13 protein-coding genes are annotated in these 17,949 nt (G+C 39.1%); 8 read left to right on the forward strand and 5 right to left on the reverse strand.

The window, feature by feature from the left end:
• Positions 1-25: 25 nt before the first annotated feature.
• From HCN_RS02210 to HCN_RS02225, 4 genes are all read right to left on the reverse strand, one after another.
• Positions 26-5,461 (reverse strand): alpha-2-macroglobulin family protein, encoded by a 5,436-nt coding sequence (locus HCN_RS02210; RefSeq protein WP_014666419.1) that lies wholly within the window; start codon positions 5,459-5,461, stop codon positions 26-28.
• Positions 5,462-5,554: 93 nt separating this feature from the next.
• Positions 5,555-6,487 (reverse strand): RluA family pseudouridine synthase, encoded by a 933-nt coding sequence (locus HCN_RS02215; protein WP_002957056.1) that lies wholly within the window; start codon positions 6,485-6,487, stop codon positions 5,555-5,557.
• Entirely contained in the window at positions 6,487-7,980 is a 1,494-nt protein-coding gene (locus HCN_RS02220; RefSeq protein WP_014666420.1) for a 1-acyl-sn-glycerol-3-phosphate acyltransferase, read from the reverse strand. Before HCN_RS02220 ends, HCN_RS02215 begins: the two co-directional genes overlap by 1 nt.
• Before the next feature lie 98 nt (positions 7,981-8,078).
• Positions 8,079-8,534 carry a CoA-binding protein gene (locus tag HCN_RS02225; RefSeq protein WP_002957054.1) on the reverse strand — a complete coding sequence of 152 codons (456 nt, stop codon included), beginning with the start codon at positions 8,532-8,534 and terminating at the stop codon, positions 8,079-8,081.
• Between the two features lie 211 nt (positions 8,535-8,745).
• Here HCN_RS02225 and HCN_RS02230 point away from each other — a divergent pair, with 211 nt between their 5' ends.
• The 8 genes from HCN_RS02230 (at position 8,746) to HCN_RS02265 (ending at position 16,822) form a co-directional block, all read left to right on the forward strand.
• On the forward strand, positions 8,746-9,603 hold the full coding sequence (locus tag HCN_RS02230) for a substrate-binding domain-containing protein (protein WP_002957053.1): 858 nt from the start codon (positions 8,746-8,748) through the stop codon (positions 9,601-9,603).
• Between the two features lie 264 nt (positions 9,604-9,867).
• On the forward strand, positions 9,868-10,743 hold the full coding sequence (gene pstC, locus HCN_RS02235) for a phosphate ABC transporter permease subunit PstC (RefSeq protein WP_002957052.1): 876 nt from the start codon (positions 9,868-9,870) through the stop codon (positions 10,741-10,743).
• The gene (pstA, locus tag HCN_RS02240; protein ID WP_014667518.1) at positions 10,743-11,663 is read left to right on the forward strand and encodes a phosphate ABC transporter permease PstA; all 921 of its coding nucleotides are present in this window, start codon (positions 10,743-10,745) and stop codon (positions 11,661-11,663) included. The genes pstC and pstA overlap by 1 nt, the downstream gene beginning before the upstream one ends.
• A gap of 9 nt (positions 11,664-11,672) precedes the next feature.
• Positions 11,673-12,428 carry a phosphate ABC transporter ATP-binding protein PstB gene (pstB, locus tag HCN_RS02245; protein WP_014666421.1) on the forward strand — a complete coding sequence of 252 codons (756 nt, stop codon included), beginning with the start codon at positions 11,673-11,675 and terminating at the stop codon, positions 12,426-12,428.
• Positions 12,428-13,000 carry a phosphate signaling complex PhoU family protein gene (locus tag HCN_RS02250; RefSeq protein ID WP_002957049.1) on the forward strand — a complete coding sequence of 191 codons (573 nt, stop codon included), beginning with the start codon at positions 12,428-12,430 and terminating at the stop codon, positions 12,998-13,000. Before pstB ends, HCN_RS02250 begins: the two co-directional genes overlap by 1 nt.
• 32 nt (positions 13,001-13,032) lie before the next feature.
• Positions 13,033-13,701, forward strand: coding sequence for a response regulator transcription factor (locus tag HCN_RS02255; protein ID WP_014666422.1), 669 nt, complete (start codon positions 13,033-13,035; stop codon positions 13,699-13,701).
• Between the two features lie 29 nt (positions 13,702-13,730).
• Positions 13,731-15,437 carry a sensor histidine kinase gene (locus HCN_RS02260; protein WP_014667519.1) on the forward strand — a complete coding sequence of 569 codons (1,707 nt, stop codon included), beginning with the start codon at positions 13,731-13,733 and terminating at the stop codon, positions 15,435-15,437.
• A 113-nt stretch (positions 15,438-15,550) separates the two neighbouring features.
• The gene (locus tag HCN_RS02265) at positions 15,551-16,822 is read left to right on the forward strand and encodes an adenine-specific methyltransferase EcoRI family protein (protein ID WP_014666423.1); all 1,272 of its coding nucleotides are present in this window, start codon (positions 15,551-15,553) and stop codon (positions 16,820-16,822) included.
• Positions 16,823-16,872: 50 nt separating this feature from the next.
• Here HCN_RS02265 and HCN_RS02270 read toward each other — a convergent pair whose 3' ends face one another.
• Positions 16,873-17,847, reverse strand: a complete 975-nt coding sequence (locus HCN_RS02270; protein WP_014666424.1) for an iron-sulfur cluster assembly scaffold protein NifU — start codon at positions 17,845-17,847, stop codon at positions 16,873-16,875.
• Between the last annotated feature and the right edge of the window lie 102 nt (positions 17,848-17,949).

The raw sequence follows: 17,949 nt of genomic DNA on the forward strand, positions 1-17,949 counted from the left end.
TACTTTACCACACTGCTTCGCCACATTACTTCACCACAACAGGCATAGCAGTCGTATTTGCCCTAAAGCTATTATCATACATTGCTTCCGCAGTAGCAGGAGGCAGAAGGTAGTTTCCGGGTGTAATGGTGTTAATCTTTACAAACATCTTGCGAGATTGGCTATTAAAATCTAAAAACCACATTATCTTATCATCGCGAATGTCCGTGTAAGTGATACTATCATTACGGACAAAATCAGGCAGATTATCATCATTTAGCCTTATGTTTTCAATCTCCCAGCCGCTTGGGAGATTCTGCGTAATAGCTACATTTCTCACACTCACAGGTGTGTTCTCATCGGCATTTTTAAGCCTTAGCACGAGATAAAAGCTTTTTACTGAATCTAGGGTGCTGACATCAAGAGCCTTGCCATTTTCATCTAAAAATTCCCTTTCAAGGGCGATTTTTTCCGCCCTTGCGGCAATGTCTTTTTCAAGCAAGATTCCATCCCATATATGATTAATATAAAGTGGAAAATCACTTGTAGAGCTAAACTTCGCTTTTTGGCTATCAAAAGGCAGTTTTATAGAATCTGCACTCTCATAGCTCTTACCATCAAATTTAAAGCTAAAGTTTTTTACCTCTGTTTGCTCTTGTGGAATGGTGTTAGCAATGGCAAGGAGTGAGTAGCCAAGCGTTTGAGTGCTATACCATTTATCGCTTTCAAGCTGCCCTAAGATATGGGATAAAAGCTCTTTGTGTGGAGCTTTGTAAATCTCACTAAACGCATTTAAAATCATCGCATCATCACGCAAGGTTGAACCATAGCTAAAATCATAATATGAGTTATTGCGTTTTGTTGCCTTTGTGGGTAAATCTTTTGTAATTTTTTTGGCAATTTCGTCCATTCCTGCAAGGCTATAAGCCGCAGCGAGCAGCCATTTATCACTCACTTCAAGCTTTGAAAGATGATGCTCATATATGTTATTAAGCAGTCCAATTTGTGGCTTACCAGCAAGGGAGAGCAAGTAGAGCAAATACACGCTACCGTTGCCTTGAGCGTCATAAGTCGCGTAACTTATCCATTTTTTTAGCACACTTTCAGGCACATAATAGCCCTGCTTCTTAGCTAAAAGCAAGAAATGCCCTGCATACGCACTGCCCCAAAAATTTGATTGAGATTCACCCTGCCAATATGCAAAGCCTCCATCGCTTGTTTGGAATGTGCTAATGCGTGCGATTCCAGCATTGATATTTTTGACAATGCTTGGCTTATCTATAAAGTCTGCGTTGCTTAATGTGCTTAAAAAGAGTTGGGGCATAACGCTTGAAGTAGTTTGCTCAATACAGCCATAAGGATAGCGGATAAGCCATTTTAAGCGATGATCTATACTCATAATGGGCTTTTGACTGACCACAATATAGCTAGATTCTGAATCTTTGACATAATTTTTGGGATTTTCTAGGCTTAGTGTTTTTTTAGATTCAAGCGTGTGTTTTTGACTGATAGTCGTGTAGGGATTATTTGGTAATACATCAATATGTGTTACATCACTCATTGTAAAATCCCCATTTGCTAGGCTAATCTCTATAAAATCCTGCCCTATGCTCTCTTCACTCACTTTTGCATTGATTTTTACGATTTGAGATTTTTTATCTTTCAAGTCTAAAGTAAGGCTAGTTTTTTCAAGCTTGATTTTTTCCCCACTCTTAAGCTTTAGCGTTGTTTTGCCGACATTTTCTTGTGTGGGCAAAACCTCAATAGCAAGCTCAAAGCTATCGCCAATTTTTAAAGAACGCGGCAGGGTTGGGAGCAGGACCACAGGAGCGGTTATTTTCATATTTTGGGATTTAGAGCCATAGGCTTTTTCATTTACACCCACCGCCATAATACGCACACTTCCCATATATGCGGACATTGTGTAGCTAAACTCTGCATTGCCATTTTCATCACTCATCACAGGTTTAGAGTAGAATACCACAGGCTTAAATCTCTCTGCTTGGTTTAAATCCTTGCGATTTGATGAGGTGGCTAACTCGTCGCCACCAATTTTTAGAATCTGGTGCATTTTGCCAATGTCTCTGCCGATGATAAGATCATAATTATCAAAGACTGAAAGCATAAATGCCATTTTTTGATAGAAATACGCCCACGGATTTGGCGAGATAAAATCCGTGAGATTAAGCAATCCTTCATCAACAATGGCAAGTGTGTAGGCACTCTTTTGCTTTTGTGTGTTTGAAAGTTTGACTTTAAAATCTGTATTTGGACGAATGGAATCAGGGGCTTGTATCTCTAAGCTAAGCTTAGATTCTGGATTTTCCACCATAATGGGCAAAACGCCATAAAGTCGCTGTGAGCGATCGTTATCAAGTGTTGTGTAATTTTGTAATAGTGCAATGGCGACATACACATTTGGAGCAAAGCTCTCTTTGAGTGCTAACTCAAAGCTTGTCTGCCTCTCTTGCGTGTCAAGCCAAAATCTCTGTAAAATCTTATTGCCCCCCACAACACTCACAAGGGCTTTAGAATCTTTAGGGCTTTCAAAGCTGATTTTTGCCTTTTCATTAGCAGAGTAGCTTTGTTTATCGCTTTTAACTTGAAGTTGAGTGAGCTTTGGTGCGTCTGTTGGCTCTCCATTTTCACTCGCATACATAAACACCGCACTTTTTTGATGATTGCTCTCATCTTCCACTTCTATGAAAAGCTCTCCATTTTGATGTGGGTTAAAACGCAGTAAAGTAGGCTTGTCGCCCGAAGTGAGTGAGCCTTGTTTAATAAGCTTAGTGTTTCTATCTTTTTTAAAAGAGCGTGAAAATTCATTATAACTATCATAATCCCACCACCACGAGTAGCTATTGTGATAGATTCTATAAGTGAGTTTGCGATTTGGCAGGGGCTTTTGCGTATCATTTGATAGAACAATAACAGATAGGGCAATCTCATCTCCAGCATTCACATATCGTGTAGGCGTTTTTATCCCTACAAAGCTATCATACAAGGCAATGTTAATGGCTTTTCTTGCATTGACATAACGACCGCCATTTTCAAAGACTTTTGTGTGGATAAGGACGCGGAGATTCTTATTTATATCTTCTAGGTTATCTAGGCTAAAGGCATTAGATGTAAAGCCCTTTTCATCTAATGTGCCTGTCTGCTTGTCATTAAAGCTGTATTGTAAAGATGAAGGGTGGCTAAAAGTGTAGTTTGGATATGCCTTAGCGTAAAAATTCACTCCCTGCACATAAAGATTGCTTTCAAACTTTAAATCCGCCGCAGGGGTGCCAAAAAGATAATGTGCGTTGATGTCATAAGGAAGTGTTTTGTTGTTTTTTTTTAAGCTTTGAAGTGAAAGTGTATCAGGGCTTAGAATCTCTGCTTTTATGCGATCTGGCACGATACTTTCTATTGAGAGATTATGCCAAAACTCCGCATCGCCAACTTTGACTTTCACTCTCCAGATTCCCGTCTGTGCGGATTTTTCACTTTTAAAATCATAATGATACAGCCCAAAAAGCTGCTCTTTTAGCATAAAGTCTTCAAGCACAACCTTGCCTTGCGGAGAAGTGATAGATATGCTGATAGGGTGAGTTATGCTTTTGTTATTAGCACGAGCGATAATATTAATATGAGCGGTATCGCCGGGACGATATACGCCTCTATCGGTATAAATATACGCATTGACATTGCTTGTAGATTCTAATCCTTGCGTGTCAAAGCCCTCCAAGCTTAAAGGTGAATTAAGTCGCAAAATAGTTGTGTCTTTGCCATTTGTTGCGTTAAGATACATAATCTTATTAGCATTTTCAAATGTGCTTAAGCCTTGAGCGTTGCTTGTAGATTTAGCAATGACTTGATTTTTTGGATTAATCGCATTGATTTGCACTTGTGGCAGGGGCTTATTGCTCGCAATATCAAGGGCTAGGACTTCAAGTTTGTTATCAATCTGCTGTGCTAAGAGAGCAATATTTGAAAAAATGAGATGCTTTTGAATCTTGCCAAATTTATTAAAAAACTGCTCCTTTCTCCAATCGGCAGTATCTTGTGGGAAGTCATAATCCACCCCATCTTTATCAAAACTGAGTTCAAGGATAAAAATGCCTTCACTTGCTTTGAGACTAGAAAAATCAAGCTGTGTTTGAATCCACTGATTTTTCTGCATATCTAGTGTGAAGTCTTTTTCAAGCACCACATCGCCAAGCCTTTCAAAATCCGCATAGATTCCAGAATCTTCATAGTCATCATAGTAGTCATAATCTGTGTTGTCTGCATATTTTGTGTTGCCGATGAGATTTTGCTTGTGCAGATAGGCTGTGATGTTATTTGGATAAATTTTGCTTATTTTGAGTTTGACTTTTTTGACATTCATACTTTTAAAGGCGATTTTTTTCTCCGCTTGACTTGGGAGAAAGACACCTTGTTGTGAAAACACAATAGAAGGGGGGATTTGATTAAAAACAATCTGCTCTTCTTTAGAATCTTTTAAACGCGATTTATCCACCGCAGCAATGCCTTCTTTTATTTTCAAAGTGTAGCTTTGTGTGATATTAAATGGGGCATAGATTTGCAGGATATTGCCCTGCAAAATGGTGCTTGTCTTAAGACTTGGGCTTAAGGAGATAAAATCTTGTATGTCTTTATTATCCGCTAGGGGCTGTGAAAAATGCACCTGAATATGGGGCTTTTCACTTGAAATAGCCTGTATATCTACAATCTCTAAGCCTTCACTCACGCGTTCATATCGCAAAATCTCATCTTTTTGCAATCCAAAATAATCCGCCTTTAATGTCAGTATGTAGCGTGTGGGCTTATCTGTAAGGGTGAGATTTTGAGATTGGACAAGCAAAGAGCTATCATAAGTATTAAAACCTATGCTAAATTCTAGCTCCTTGCCGTCCTCATCTTTTAGCGATATGGCTTTGCGTAATGTATCAAAGTCTTTTACTTCACTTGCTATACTAAGCGGTGTAATGACAATGGGCTGGGAAAAGCTCACATTGACATTAAAGTTAAAGATTGTGTCGTTTATGAAGCTTGGGGTAAATTGTGAAGTGTGAATCTGTGTAGGCAATGTGTGAAACAAAAGATTGAGCGTATCTTTAAGGCTGGAGCTTTCAAGCTTATCAAGTTTAAGTTCAAGTTTATATTTGGTATTTGGCTTTAAAGCCCCTTGTGGAAAAACTATTGTCAGCTCATAAGGGGAAAGATAGCTATATTGTGCAACAATAGATTCACCATTAAGAAAAATCTTTTTATCTCCTTCAGTGCTTGGTAGCACCGCCTTCAAGGCTTGTGTGCCATTTTCAAGTGTGGCATTTTCTTCTATAATAGGCTCATTAAAAGTGATTGTTATAGAATCATTAGTGCTTATCTCTTGGGAATAAGAGCTGACTGATTTATTATCCGAACACGCTAGGCTAAAAAGAGCAAAAAAACTGATAGCAAAAACAAGCACAATGTGGGAGATTCTACCTAACATACAAAGCTCCTAAATGTTGGGGTTATTTTGAGAATAGAGCTTGTATTATACAACAAAAAAACAGCGGCAAGGTTTGAATGAAAAAAAGCAAGGCTACAAGAAAGTATGACTTTGGAAAAAGCCCTGAAAATGTGGCATAAAGCTAAATGGAGCATTGCTCTTAAAATGATAATCACTCCCTTGAAAGCTAAAACGCAGAGCATAGGCATTAAGACATAAAAAAGGAGCATCAAAAAGGGCTTTATGCTCTTTTGGGCTAAGATTTGGTGCTTCAAGGTAGAATCTGCTTTTATCTTCACTCACGCCATAGAGTGGGTCGCCTAAGATTCTATGTCCTATGTAGGAGCAGTGCAGACGGATTTGATGTGTCCTGCCTGTAAGGGCTAGGGCGTGGATAAGTGTAGAATCTTTATAGTAAGCTAGTGGGCGGATAAGTGTGCGACTTTCTTTGCCTTTTTCACTCACGATACTTTTAATAGCTAAATCCCCCTTATGCTTTTGTGTCATTATCGGCTCATTGATAAGAATCTCCGCTTTTACTCTGCCTTCCACAATCGCACAATAGCTTTTAGCAATGCTACGACTTTGCATAAGCGATTCTAGGGCTTTCTTGCTTTTTGGGTTAATGGAGCATAGCACAAGCCCACCAGTTTGCTTATCAAGGCGGTGCAGGGCATTTGCCTGTATGCCAAAGCGGGATTTAAGAATGTCGTTCAGTGAATAGTGAAAAAAGCGTCCTTTGGGGTGGGTTAAAAGGTTATGCGGTTTGTCATAGATGGCAAAATCATCATTATAAAAAAGTGGCTCAATATCCGCTAGGTGCGGAATGGAGCTTGGCACAAACTCACTTAGCATAACATTCCCATAAATCTTTTCCGCTTTGCTTATGGGGCGATTATCTTGTGTTAAGCGGTGTTTATCAAGGGCTTTTTGGGCGTTGGCTTGGGTGTATCCACGCTCACGCATAAGCCACAAAAACGCTAAAATAGGCTCTTTAATATGATAGGGCGTATTGACAAAGGGCATTAGGCTAACATCTCTAAAAGTTTTGTTTTAAACTGCTTAAACATTGTGAATTTTTTGCGATGAAACATAGCATTATAAAGGGCAATGCCGTGCTTTTTAAACGCCCCATAGAGTTTAAGCCCCCATATCCCAAAAGAGTAGGCTATAAGACTAAGCAAGATTCCAAGCCCACAGCCGAGTATAGAATCTAAAAAAGCAGAATCTAGCCCTGCAAAAAATCCTATATGCAAGGTGGCAAGGAGCTTATCAAGGAGCTTATCAAACACGCCAAAAGCCCCGCAGATTCCACTTATAATACATATACTACCCCACCACAAAAAGCCCACGCCATAGCCTACTATGGCTTTCCATAAGCTTATGGTGTGTTTCTCTTTTGCAAAAAGTTTTGCCACAAGATTCCCACAAAGCAGGGGTGGGAGATTCAGTAAAAAGCTAAAGGCTACAATAGGCAGACAAATGCTAAAAGTCCATAGGCTAAGCAAAAAGTTTTGTGGATAGATGGGAGCGTTTTTATAAAGTGTAGGCAGGGGCGTTTTGCGGTAGGTTTGAGTGAGATGTATAAGCTTTGAAAGCTGTGAATCTTGGGCTTGTTGTAGGGAATGAAACCAAATGAGATTGCCATAATAGTCTGTAAAGGGCGTATTTGAGCTTAGGAAACTTGCTAGAAAATGTGCTGTTTCTTGAGATTCTTGGCTGTCATATTCAAGTAAAATCTGCTCTAACTTTTGGCTAAAAAGTGCGTGGAGATGTTCTGTATCCATATCCTGCGGACAGATAAAAGGCTCATTATATACTACAAACGCCCTGCCACCAAGTAATGTAGGATCATCATAAAAAACACTCATAGGCAGAATATAAAGGGGAGAGTGGAGCGATGCAACTTCTAAATGGACTTTTTGGGAAGCTTTTTGGCTCATCATCGCTAGTCTTGCAGCCCCTTGCTCAAAGGGCAGGTGCTTATGTCCTAGTGAGCTTGTGCCTTCGGGGAAAATGCAGAGAATCTGCCTATCTTGCAGGGCTTGAACGCAGGTTTTTAGTGCATTGAGATTAGCCTTTTTATAATGCAGTGGGTCATCTTTTTGCCGTGTTATGGCAATGCCCGGGAAAATCACTCTAAGCCACCAAATTTTATGCAGCTGCTTTGCCATCATAAAAACAAATCGCGGGATAAATCGCCCATATACCCACCCATCAAGCGCACCATTGCGATGAGAAAGCAAAGCAAGATAACGATGTGTGGAATCTAGCCTTATAGCTTTTGTATAGGGCAAGATTTTTGGGGCTTTTAGAATCTGTGAAGTTTGTGGGCTTTGTGGATTCTGCGTAGTTTGGCAATGTGTGGGATTAGAATCTTGCAATCTTAGTCTAGAATCTTGTGGCATAGAGTTAGAATCTTGCGGGAAAATATCACGCCACGCAATAAGCCTTGTCTCACGCAAATAAGTGAGATGGAAAAGCCAAATAAAAATCTTAGCAAATCTCTGTTGTTTCACCGCGTTTTGCCCCTTTGAGATAAAGCTTTAGGAAAATCTTTAAAAGCTGATAATTTTATAGAATCTTATCAGGTAAAAGCACAAAAACCACACACAATTTAAGATTCTATAATCCTAAGATACTCTAGCTTAATGCAGCTATCTTCTTCATAGGCGATGTGGTGTTCTCTAGCAAGGTTAGCAGATTCTGTGTTGTAAAGTCCTAGCTGCACCCACACGCAAAGATGATTTAAATCAAATGAGCTAAGATTTTGCAGGGTTAAGATTTCACGCATTACTTCGCCCAAAGCTTCGCTTTTTCTAAACACATTAATAATATCGCATTTCACGCCTTTTTCTGCTAGGGCTTCAAAAGCCTTTTGCAATGTGGGATAAGCCTTTCTGCCTAGAATTTCTCCGCCTTTTGGGTAGATTGGCACAATATCATAACCCTTTTGAAGCAAAAACTCGCCCACTTGGTAGCTAGGCTTACTTGAATCTGGGCTTAGCCCAACAATAACAATCACCTTTGCTTTTTGTAAAATCTCTTTTTTCTGCGTGTCGCTTAGTCGCATTGCTCTCTCCTTGTGTAGATTCTATTGTAAATTCTTATGCAATGTAGCATAGAATCTATAAAAACTTTCATAAAAACATATAAAAAGGCTTATTTGGGCTGTTTGCGTTTCTTTACATTTTTTTTACTTTGTAAAATGCTATTTTTTACATAGATTTTTTACACTGCCAGTGTCAAAACCTTTGACAGAAATCATTCCATAAAGGAAAACTATGAAAACTACACTAACAAATAAATTTTTGGCTTTGGGCTTTGTTGCTTTAGCTGGTCTTGGTATGGGCGTTAGCTCTGTAAGTGCTGATGATAATATTCATCCTATTTCACGCGAAGATGGCTCTGGCACAAGGGGTGCTTTTGTTGAGCTTTTTGAAGTATTTAATAAGGTGAAAGATAAAAAGGTAGATGCGATCTCTAAAAAAGCAGAGATTACAAACTCAACAGCCGTTATGCTAACAACGGTTTCAAAAGATGAAAATGCCATTGGATATGTTTCACTTGGCTCACTTAACAAATCTGTGAAAGCAGTTCAAATTAATGGTGTTGAAGCAAATGCAGCAAATGTAAAGAGTAAGAAATACCCTGTTTCTCGCCCTTTCAATGTTGTTACACTTAAAGATAATGCGTTAGCTGATGATTTTTTAGGCTTTGCGACTTCTAAAGAGGCACAAGATATCGTTACAAAAGCAGGATATATCCCAACTGATGCAAAAAGCTTTAAGCCTAAGAATCCTGAAGGCAAGATTGTTATTGCTGGATCAAGCTCTGTAACACCACTTATGGAGAAACTCAAAGAAGCCTATTTGAAACAAAACAAAAAAGCTAAAATTGAGATTCAACAATCAGATTCAACAACAGGTGTGAATGCTACGGTTGAAGGTATTGCAGATATTGGTATGGTAAGCCGAGAGCTTAAAGAGAGTGAGCTAAGCAAAGGCTTAAAAGCTAAAGTTCTTGCTATTGACGGACTTGCGGTGATTGTCAATCCAAAAAATGCTCTTAGCTCTCTTAAACCAGAGCAAGTAAAAGCCATTTTTGAAGGTAAAACAACAAAATGGAGCGAAGTAAAATAACTTCCCCTAACTTCTTTAGAATCTTGCTTGATTGAAAGTAAGATTCACACTTTTTCTCCCAACCCTTTAGAGACTTTACAAAACTCCAAAGGGTTAAACTCACATATTTTAGGCTATTTTCAAACTTTTCATTTTAAGTGATTTTTTGATTTTACATTTTCTTTACATTTGAATTTGCGTGATTTTACAAAATATTTTTATGATGCCAACACTAAAAAAGCATTTTAGAATCTATATAGAATCTAAAATGCAATAAGGAATAAAATGGAAAAGATTCAAGCAGCAAGTTTTAAGTCTGTGTTTATGGAGAGATCAATGCAAGGGCTTTTTGCCCTTTGTGCGTTTGGCTGTGTGTTGGCTGTTGGTATGATTTGTATCTTTTTGTTTGCTAATGCCATTCCTACAATCGCCGAGATTGGTTTTGTGGATTTTATCTTTGGGGATTTGTGGGAGCCAAATGCGGAGATTTTTGGTCTTGCTCCTATGATTATAGGCAGCCTTTATGTAACCGCACTTGCCATTGCCTTTGGTGTGCCTTGTGGGGTGCTATCAGCCATTTATCTTGCCTTTTTTGCAAGTAAGAAAGTTAAAATTGCTATCACTCCTGCGGTGGAGCTTTTAGCTGGGATTCCAAGTATTGTGTATGGATTTTTTGGACTTATAGTGATTGTGCCTTTTTTGGCACATATTCTTGGCACAAGCGGCAAAGGGCTACTTGCCGCTTCGCTTTTGCTAGGCATTATGATTTTGCCAACAATTGTGCTTGTGTCAAAAACAAGTCTTGAGGCTGTAAGTGAGACTTATTTAGAAGGGGGCTTAGCCCTTGGAGCGAGTAAGGAAAGGGTCGTGTTTTTTGTTATGCTAAAGGCGGCTCAAAGTGGGGTGCTTGCAAGTATTATTTTAGGTGTGGGAAGAGCTATTGGAGAGGCAATGGCGGTTATCGTCATTGCTGGGAATCAGCCCATATTCCCTGAATCTATAAGCGATGGCGTGAGAACGCTAACGACTAATATTGTGCTTGAGCTTGGGTATTCTGCGGATTTACATAGAGAGGCATTAATCGCTTCAAGCGTGGTGTTATTTGTATTTATCCTGCTTATCAATCTGTGTTTTAGCGTATTAAAAAGGGAGAAACACTAATGAGTGAAATAGCACTGAATCAAACACGGCAAAGCAGTTTGACACAACCAAAAAGTATTTTTTCACCTCTAAGCAAGGTATGGCAGGAGCTAAGGCAGAAAGATGGGCTTTCACTCTTTTTTTATATCATCGTGCGTTTAGCGATATTTGCGAGTGTGGCGACATTTGCCTTTATCATTGGCTACATTTTATATAATGGTGTGGGTTACCTTAGTCCAAAATTATTTGAGCTTACCTACACAAGTGAAAATGTCTCAATGATGCCAGCAATTATCAATACAATCACTATGGTTTTGCTCTCCCTTTTTATTGCTACACCCGTAGCGATTTTTGGAGCGATTTTCTTAGAAGAGTATGCAAACTCTCAATCTCGTGCCGTAAGACTTATCGTTGTAGCAGCTGAAACACTCACTGGGATTCCAAGCATTGTGTATGGGCTATTTGGCTATTTGGCGTTTGTTATTTATTTTGGCTTTGGCTTTAGTTTTTTGGCTGGGGCTTTGACACTTGCTATTATGGTATTGCCGCTTATTTTGCGAAATACACAAGAGGCGATAAAAGCAGTGCCGATTTTGTATAAGGAAGCATCTTTTGGGCTTGGGGCTGGGAGGCTTAGGACAATCTTTGTGATTATCTTACCTTGTGCGATAAGCGGGATTCTAGCTGGAGTGATTTTAAGCGTTGGGCGTATTGTTGGGGAGAGTGCGGCTTTGCTTTACACAGCGGGGACGGTGGCACAGGTAGCGGATATTGGAGATTCTGGGCGGACGCTAAGTGTGCATATGTATGCGCTTTTAAGTGAAGGGCAGTATATGGAGCAAGCCTACGCCACGGCTGTCATTTTGCTTGTCATCGTCATAGGGATAAATTTTATCTCTAATATGTTGGCACGATTTTTTGATCCTAATAAACTCAAATAAGGAACACAAATGAATAATGTAACTTTTGATATTAGCAATATGAATCTGCATTATGGGGATTTTCACGCGTTGAAAAATATTAATCTCACTTTGTTGCGTAATGAAGTGAGTGCGTTTATAGGACCTAGCGGTTGTGGTAAATCTACACTCCTAAAAAGCCTTAATCGTATGAATGACCTTATGCCAAGCTGTAAGATTACAGGTAAGATTTTGCTTGATGGGCAGGATATTTATCAAAACTGCGATGTGAATGCGTTAAGAAAACGCGTGGGTATGGTGTTTCAAAAGCCAAATCCATTTCCTATGAGTATTTATGATAATATCGCTTTTGGACCACGCACACACGGCATTAAGAAAAAGGCTGAACTTGATGAGATTATAGAATCTTGCTTAAGGGGGGCAAATATTTGGGAAGAGCTCAAAGATAGGCTTCATAAATCAGCCCTTGGGCTAAGTGGCGGACAACAGCAAAGACTATGTATCGCTAGGGCATTAGCCGTGCAGCCTGAAGTGATTTTGATGGACGAGCCAACTTCAGCATTAGACCCTATCTCTACGCTTAAGATTGAAGATCTCATCAATGAGTTAAAAACAAAATACACCATTATTATCGTTACGCACAATATGCAACAAGCCACGCGTATATCTGACAAGACGGCGTTTTTCCTTATGGGCGAGATTGTAGAGTTTGACACCACGGATAAGATTTTTAGCTCACCAAAAGAGCAGAAAACTCAAGATTATATTACAGGGAGGTTTGGATAATGCGAGATATTTACCTAGCACAGCTGAATGACTTAGAAGCACAATTTAATACAATGCTTACTCTCTCCTGCGATGCACTGCATTATGGAGCGGATTTTCAAAGCACAAAAAGTTTAGAAGAAATGGAGCTTATTGTGGAGCGATTAAACACGCTGGAGAAGGATATTTTTCACTCCTGTGAAATGTTGATTTTAAAGCAACAGCCCGTAGCACAGGATTTGGAGTTTATCACACGGACTATTAAGCAGATTCACGATTTGCGGCGTATGGGTGAGATTTCACTCAATAGTGCTAAGATTATCGCTCAAATGCCAAAGGAATGTATGCTTGACTTGCTAGAAAAAATGGCAAATTTACTTTTTGAGATGTTTGATGCGTTTAAGGATTCTAATATTCAACGCGTAGAAGAGATTGAAAATCTTATGGATTCTTGTTTTAGACAGATGAAAGAGCAGATCGCCCAAAAGCTACAAGATTCATATCTCAACGCACATTGGTGGCTTGAGATTCTTATGCTGTCAAAATATTTTGAAAAAATTGCTGATCATATCAGTGCGATGGCGTATGCGTAAGCTATAATTATGCGTTACATAAAGGATATAAAGTGATTTTTATACTTGAAGATGATGAGGGGATTTTGAGTCTTGTGCTGTATGCGTTAAACTCTGCAAATTTAAAGGCAAAGGGCTTTAGTCTGCCGAGTGAATTTTGGGAAGCTATGGCAAAGGAATCGCCTTCCTGCGTGGTGCTTGATGTGATGCTGCCTCAAGAAGATGGGCTAAGTGTTTTACACAAAATGCGTCAAAATCATAAGAGCAAAAATATCCCCGTGATAATGCTAACCGCACTTGGAAGTGAGTTTGATAAGATTAAGGGGCTAGATGGCGGGGCTGATGACTATCTTACCAAGCCTTTTAGTGCTTTGGAGCTTATTGCTAGAATTAAAGCGTTGTTGCGTAGAAGCCATACGCAGAATGATTGTGAGATGAGTTATGGCGATTTGAAATACTCTAAAACAATCCATAGCGTGAGTATAGGCGGAGAATCTTTACATCTCACATTAAAAGAGTTTGAGCTTTTGGGATTGCTAATGAGCTCTACTAATCGTGTTTTTAGCAGAGAAGAGTTGCTTGAAATTATTTGGGGGTATAATATCTCTGGGACACGCACGATTGATATTCACATTAACACCTTGCGTTCAAAGCTTGGCAAGTATGGCAAACATATCAAAACAATACGCGGTGTGGGGTATCAGTTTAATACAAACGCATAGCATAAGCTTCATTCACACAAAGGGGGAAAATGAAAAAAAAGATTTTTTATGCGATTTTTTTAGGTATCTTAAGTGTGCAGATTCTAAGTGTGCTGAGTGTAGCTTTTATCCTTGATAATCTTATTAAATCACAAAGCTTTGAGAGATTACACTACACGCTTAGGCATTTAAATACTGATGATATACAAGAGATTTTGTCCCAAAGGGAAAATATTCTTCCTGCTCCATATCGTATTACGCTGATTTCAACGCAAGGTCAAGTGCTTTATGATAGTAAGGCACAAGTAGAATCTATGGATAATCATCTTTGGCGACAAGAAGTCCAAGATGTTTTAACACAATTTGCAGCTCACGCGAACAAGCCCATTTTCACCCAAAGAGAATCTGCCACACTCAATGAGCAAACACTCTATGTCGCCACAATGATGAGTGTAGATTCGCAAAACATCATCGTGCGTTTAAGTGAGCAGAAAAAGGCTTTAAGCCTTGTGCTTTTTGACTTTTTGCCCTATTTGTGTGTGTTACTTCTTTTTGGCTTGGCACTAAGCGGGATTTTGGCTTCAATTTTGAGTAAGAAAATCATTAAGCCTATTGAAAATATTAATCTTTCTTTGCCCATACAGACAAATCCCTACCCAGAGCTTCAAATCTTTATGCAACGCATTGCCAAGCAAAAGAAAAAAATCAAAAAGCAACTCCGCATTATCAACGCACGACAGCACGAGATTGAGACGATTATCCAAAATATGAATGAGGGCTTTTTGCTCCTTGATAGCAAGGCTTGTATTAAATCTTACAATCATATCGCCCTTGAATATTTGCAGATAGATTCTATTGATACACTTTTTGAATCCCCACATTTAGCGACATTACAAGCCGAACTACAAAATATTATGAATAAGCCCCAAAATAATACAGAGGGTAGCGATTGTAGTTTTGAATGCGAGATAAAGGGACGCACTTTATATGTTATTGCCTTGCCTGTATGGGTAAAAACTCAGCTCCAAGCCATCGCAATGGTGCTTATTGATAAAAGCTCACAAAAACAAGCCCAAGATTTTAGAAAAGAGTTTAGCGCAAATGTTACCCACGAGCTAAAAACGCCCTTAGCCATTATCCTAGCAAGTAGTGAAATGCTAAAAAGTGGGCTTGTGAAGAAAGAAGATGAAGCGGAGTTTCTTACAAAAATTTATACAGAATCTAATCGTTTATTGACATTGATTGATAAGATTCTGCGTTTGTCATTTTTTGATGAAAATACCATTGAGCTAGAGAAAAGTCCGCTTGATTTGAGCGAGATTCTAAAGCGGGTGAGTAAGAATCTTAAGCCTTTGGCTGATGAGAAGGGCATTGAGATTGTTATTAGCATTAATGGGCGTGAAAGTAAGATTTGGGGCATTAGCTCTTTAATTGAAGATATGATTTATAACCTTGTGGAAAATGCCATTAAATACAGCAATGAGAAAAGTCAAATCACGCTACTTTTAAGCCAAAACGCCCAAGGTGTGAGTGTGTGCGTGAAAGATTCAGGTATAGGGATACCGCTAGAAGAGCAAGAAAGGGTATTTGAGCGGTTTTATTGCGTGGATAAGAGCCGCAGTAAGAAGCTTGGCGGCAGTGGGCTAGGGCTATCAATTGTAAAGCATATTGCTAAGATTCATAATGCAAAAATAGAGCTAAAAAGTCAGCTTGGAGTTGGCACGAGCATTCGCGTGGAGTTCCCTAAAACACGATAAATGTGATACTTGAGATATTTATAAAAACCTATAAGAGCTTTTTATAAAACAAATTTTCATTTTTTCTTTACTATAATTCCTATTTAAAAATCGCAAAAATACAAAGGACATAGATGAAGCAATATCTCTACATTGTGCAATCGCAGCTTGAAGTAAGTAAATGTAAAATAGGCATTACAAATGACCTTAATCGTCGATTGAAAGAATATAACGCCATCACAGGCATATCAAGCGATAATACTTATAGCATTCTCTTTGCTGCTGAAGTGAGCAATATGAGAGCCTTAGAGCAGGATATTAAAAATAACTTCGCTCATCTAAGAGAGCAGACAAACAGAGAAATCTACTTTTATAATCCAAGTCTTTTTGATATGTATGTGGATTTTATCTATGCGAGTGAGCATTTTCTCAAAAAAATCGTGCTAAAAGAATCTAAAAAGCCAAAAATCGCTAAACCAAAAACACCCAAACCAAGTATGAAAGACAGGGGCGTTACAAGAAAGACTTTGCTAGATAAGGCGATGAGAGTAAAGGACGATGAATTTTATACGCGTATGGAAGATGTGGAGAAAGAGCTCTCAATGTATCCTACAAAAATATGGAAAGACAAAGTCGTCTTTTGTAACTGCGATGACGCCATAGGCTCAAAACGCGACTATACAGACTCATCAGCCTTCGCACTTTATTTCATAAAACACTTTTTTAGACTAAAGCTTAAAAAGCTCATTTGCACACATTATAGTGGCAAGGTGGATTTGTTTAACGCAGGGACAAAGGGCTATATTTTTACCAAAGATGGTGCAAATGAGATGTTTGACACGCCAAAGGGCTATAATGGCGGCTTTGAAGAGACAGAATCTTTAAGGATTCTAAACGAAGAAGCGGATATTGTCTGCACAAATCCGCCCTTTTCTCGTGCGATAGAGTATTGGCAGATTCTAATAAGAAGTCAAAAGAAATTTATCATTATCTCAAATATTACAAATTGTGTAACCACCGCTTTTATTCCTTATTTTATGGATAAAAAGGCGTGGGCGGGATATACGCGGGTGGATTGGTATCTCAATCCAAAGAGAGTTGCCGTGGAGGCAGCAGGGCATTTTTTTACAAATTTTCCTATCAAAGATCGCCCTAATATCAAACGCTTAAAATTTATGCCACTTGATGAGATTCCAGATGTGTATAAAAGATTTGATGATGATAATATTTTATCTGTGGATAAAAATTATATTCCAAATGATTATGATAAACCCTTTGGGGTATCGGCAAGGCAGATTCTCAATGGAGTGTTAGAATGCGGATATATAATTGTCCAAAACAAGAAATATATGCCACACATCAATGGAAAAGAAAAATTCGCAAGGGTTTTAATCCAAAAATCTTAGTGAAGCTAGTTTCTAGCCACAAGCAAAGCTTTGCTAGAAACTAACTTCAATCATATCGGCAAAACGCGGATTTTAGAATCTAGTTGCTCTTGCAACACAGATTCTATGGCATACAATGTGCCTGTTGCCCCACTCGCACAGCCGCTACACGCCCCAAGATAGCGGATATACACATCAATGAATCCATCGCTTGTATCCTTAATGTCTAAAATCTCCATATCGCCCCCATCCATCATAAGCATAGGGCGGATATTGGCATCAATCACTTTATCAATCGCCTTTACCTTTTGCACCATTGTCATTTCAGCAAATGCGATGTCTCCGCCTTTATCAGCGACTTTTTTCATAGATTCTTTATCCATTTCAGCCCTGACTTCAGCAAGTATATCTACCAAATAATACTCCCTTTCCTCGTGTCCGCCCGGCTTAATGCAGCTTTTACAAAACGCCCCTGCTTTTGTGTAGTTTGTGATTTCTTCTACACTTTTTAAATCATTTAGTTTGATGACTTCTTTAATGGTAGATAGGCTAACTCTCGCACATTCACACACGATGATTTCACTCTCAAAGTCCGCTGCGTCCTTGCCTAGATAAATCCCCGCTGCTTTTTTAATCACATCATACGCCATAACAGAGCAGTGCATTTTCTGCCCCGGGACAGCCGGTGTATCAGGGTCATCACGCAAGGCGTGCTCTACATCAAGGTTTGTGATTTTTACCGCGTCCTGCACCTTTTTGCCAAGGCAGAGTTCTACCATCATATCGCTACTTGCAATCGCCGTCCCACAGCCAAAGCTTTTGAACTTCGCATCAATGATTGTATCATCAGAATCCACAAGCCAATACAGCCGCACCGCATCGCCACACGCTTCCGCGCCATAGTCTGCTACGATGAGTTTTGCTCCCTTTTCATCAGCATCTTTTTGTGTCAAAACGCCTAAATGTGTGGGATTATCCATTCTCTCACTTACTTTGTTTGAATATGCGTCCCATAACGCACCACCGATTAAATCATTCTTTGCCATTTTCTTTTCCTTTCAAATTTATGTTTAAACAAAAAGTTAGTAACACTTTATCTTGTGTTGCTAAGTTTTTGTTTAACTTTCCTTTCAAATTTGGTTTAGTTG

This window comes from Helicobacter cinaedi PAGU611, assembly GCF_000284635.1.
Classification (GTDB): Bacteria; Campylobacterota; Campylobacteria; order Campylobacterales; family Helicobacteraceae; genus Helicobacter_C; species Helicobacter_C cinaedi.

Coding starts and splice junctions, on each gene's coding strand:
- HCN_RS02250 (WP_002957049.1), top strand. CDS start 12,428: ATGCGAGATATTTACCTAGCACAGCTGAATGACTTAGAAGCACAATTT.
- pstA (WP_014667518.1), top strand. CDS start 10,743: ATGAGTGAAATAGCACTGAATCAAACACGGCAAAGCAGTTTGACACAA.
- HCN_RS02225 (WP_002957054.1), bottom strand. CDS start 8,534: ATGCGACTAAGCGACACGCAGAAAAAAGAGATTTTACAAAAAGCAAAG.
- HCN_RS02265 (WP_014666423.1), top strand. CDS start 15,551: ATGAAGCAATATCTCTACATTGTGCAATCGCAGCTTGAAGTAAGTAAA.
- HCN_RS02260 (WP_014667519.1), top strand. CDS start 13,731: ATGAAAAAAAAGATTTTTTATGCGATTTTTTTAGGTATCTTAAGTGTG.
- HCN_RS02230 (WP_002957053.1), top strand. CDS start 8,746: ATGAAAACTACACTAACAAATAAATTTTTGGCTTTGGGCTTTGTTGCT.
- pstC (WP_002957052.1), top strand. CDS start 9,868: ATGGAAAAGATTCAAGCAGCAAGTTTTAAGTCTGTGTTTATGGAGAGA.
- HCN_RS02215 (WP_002957056.1), bottom strand. CDS start 6,487: ATGCCCTTTGTCAATACGCCCTATCATATTAAAGAGCCTATTTTAGCG.
- HCN_RS02270 (WP_014666424.1), bottom strand. CDS start 17,847: ATGGCAAAGAATGATTTAATCGGTGGTGCGTTATGGGACGCATATTCA.
- pstB (WP_014666421.1), top strand. CDS start 11,673: ATGAATAATGTAACTTTTGATATTAGCAATATGAATCTGCATTATGGG.
- HCN_RS02210 (WP_014666419.1), bottom strand. CDS start 5,461: ATGTTAGGTAGAATCTCCCACATTGTGCTTGTTTTTGCTATCAGTTTT.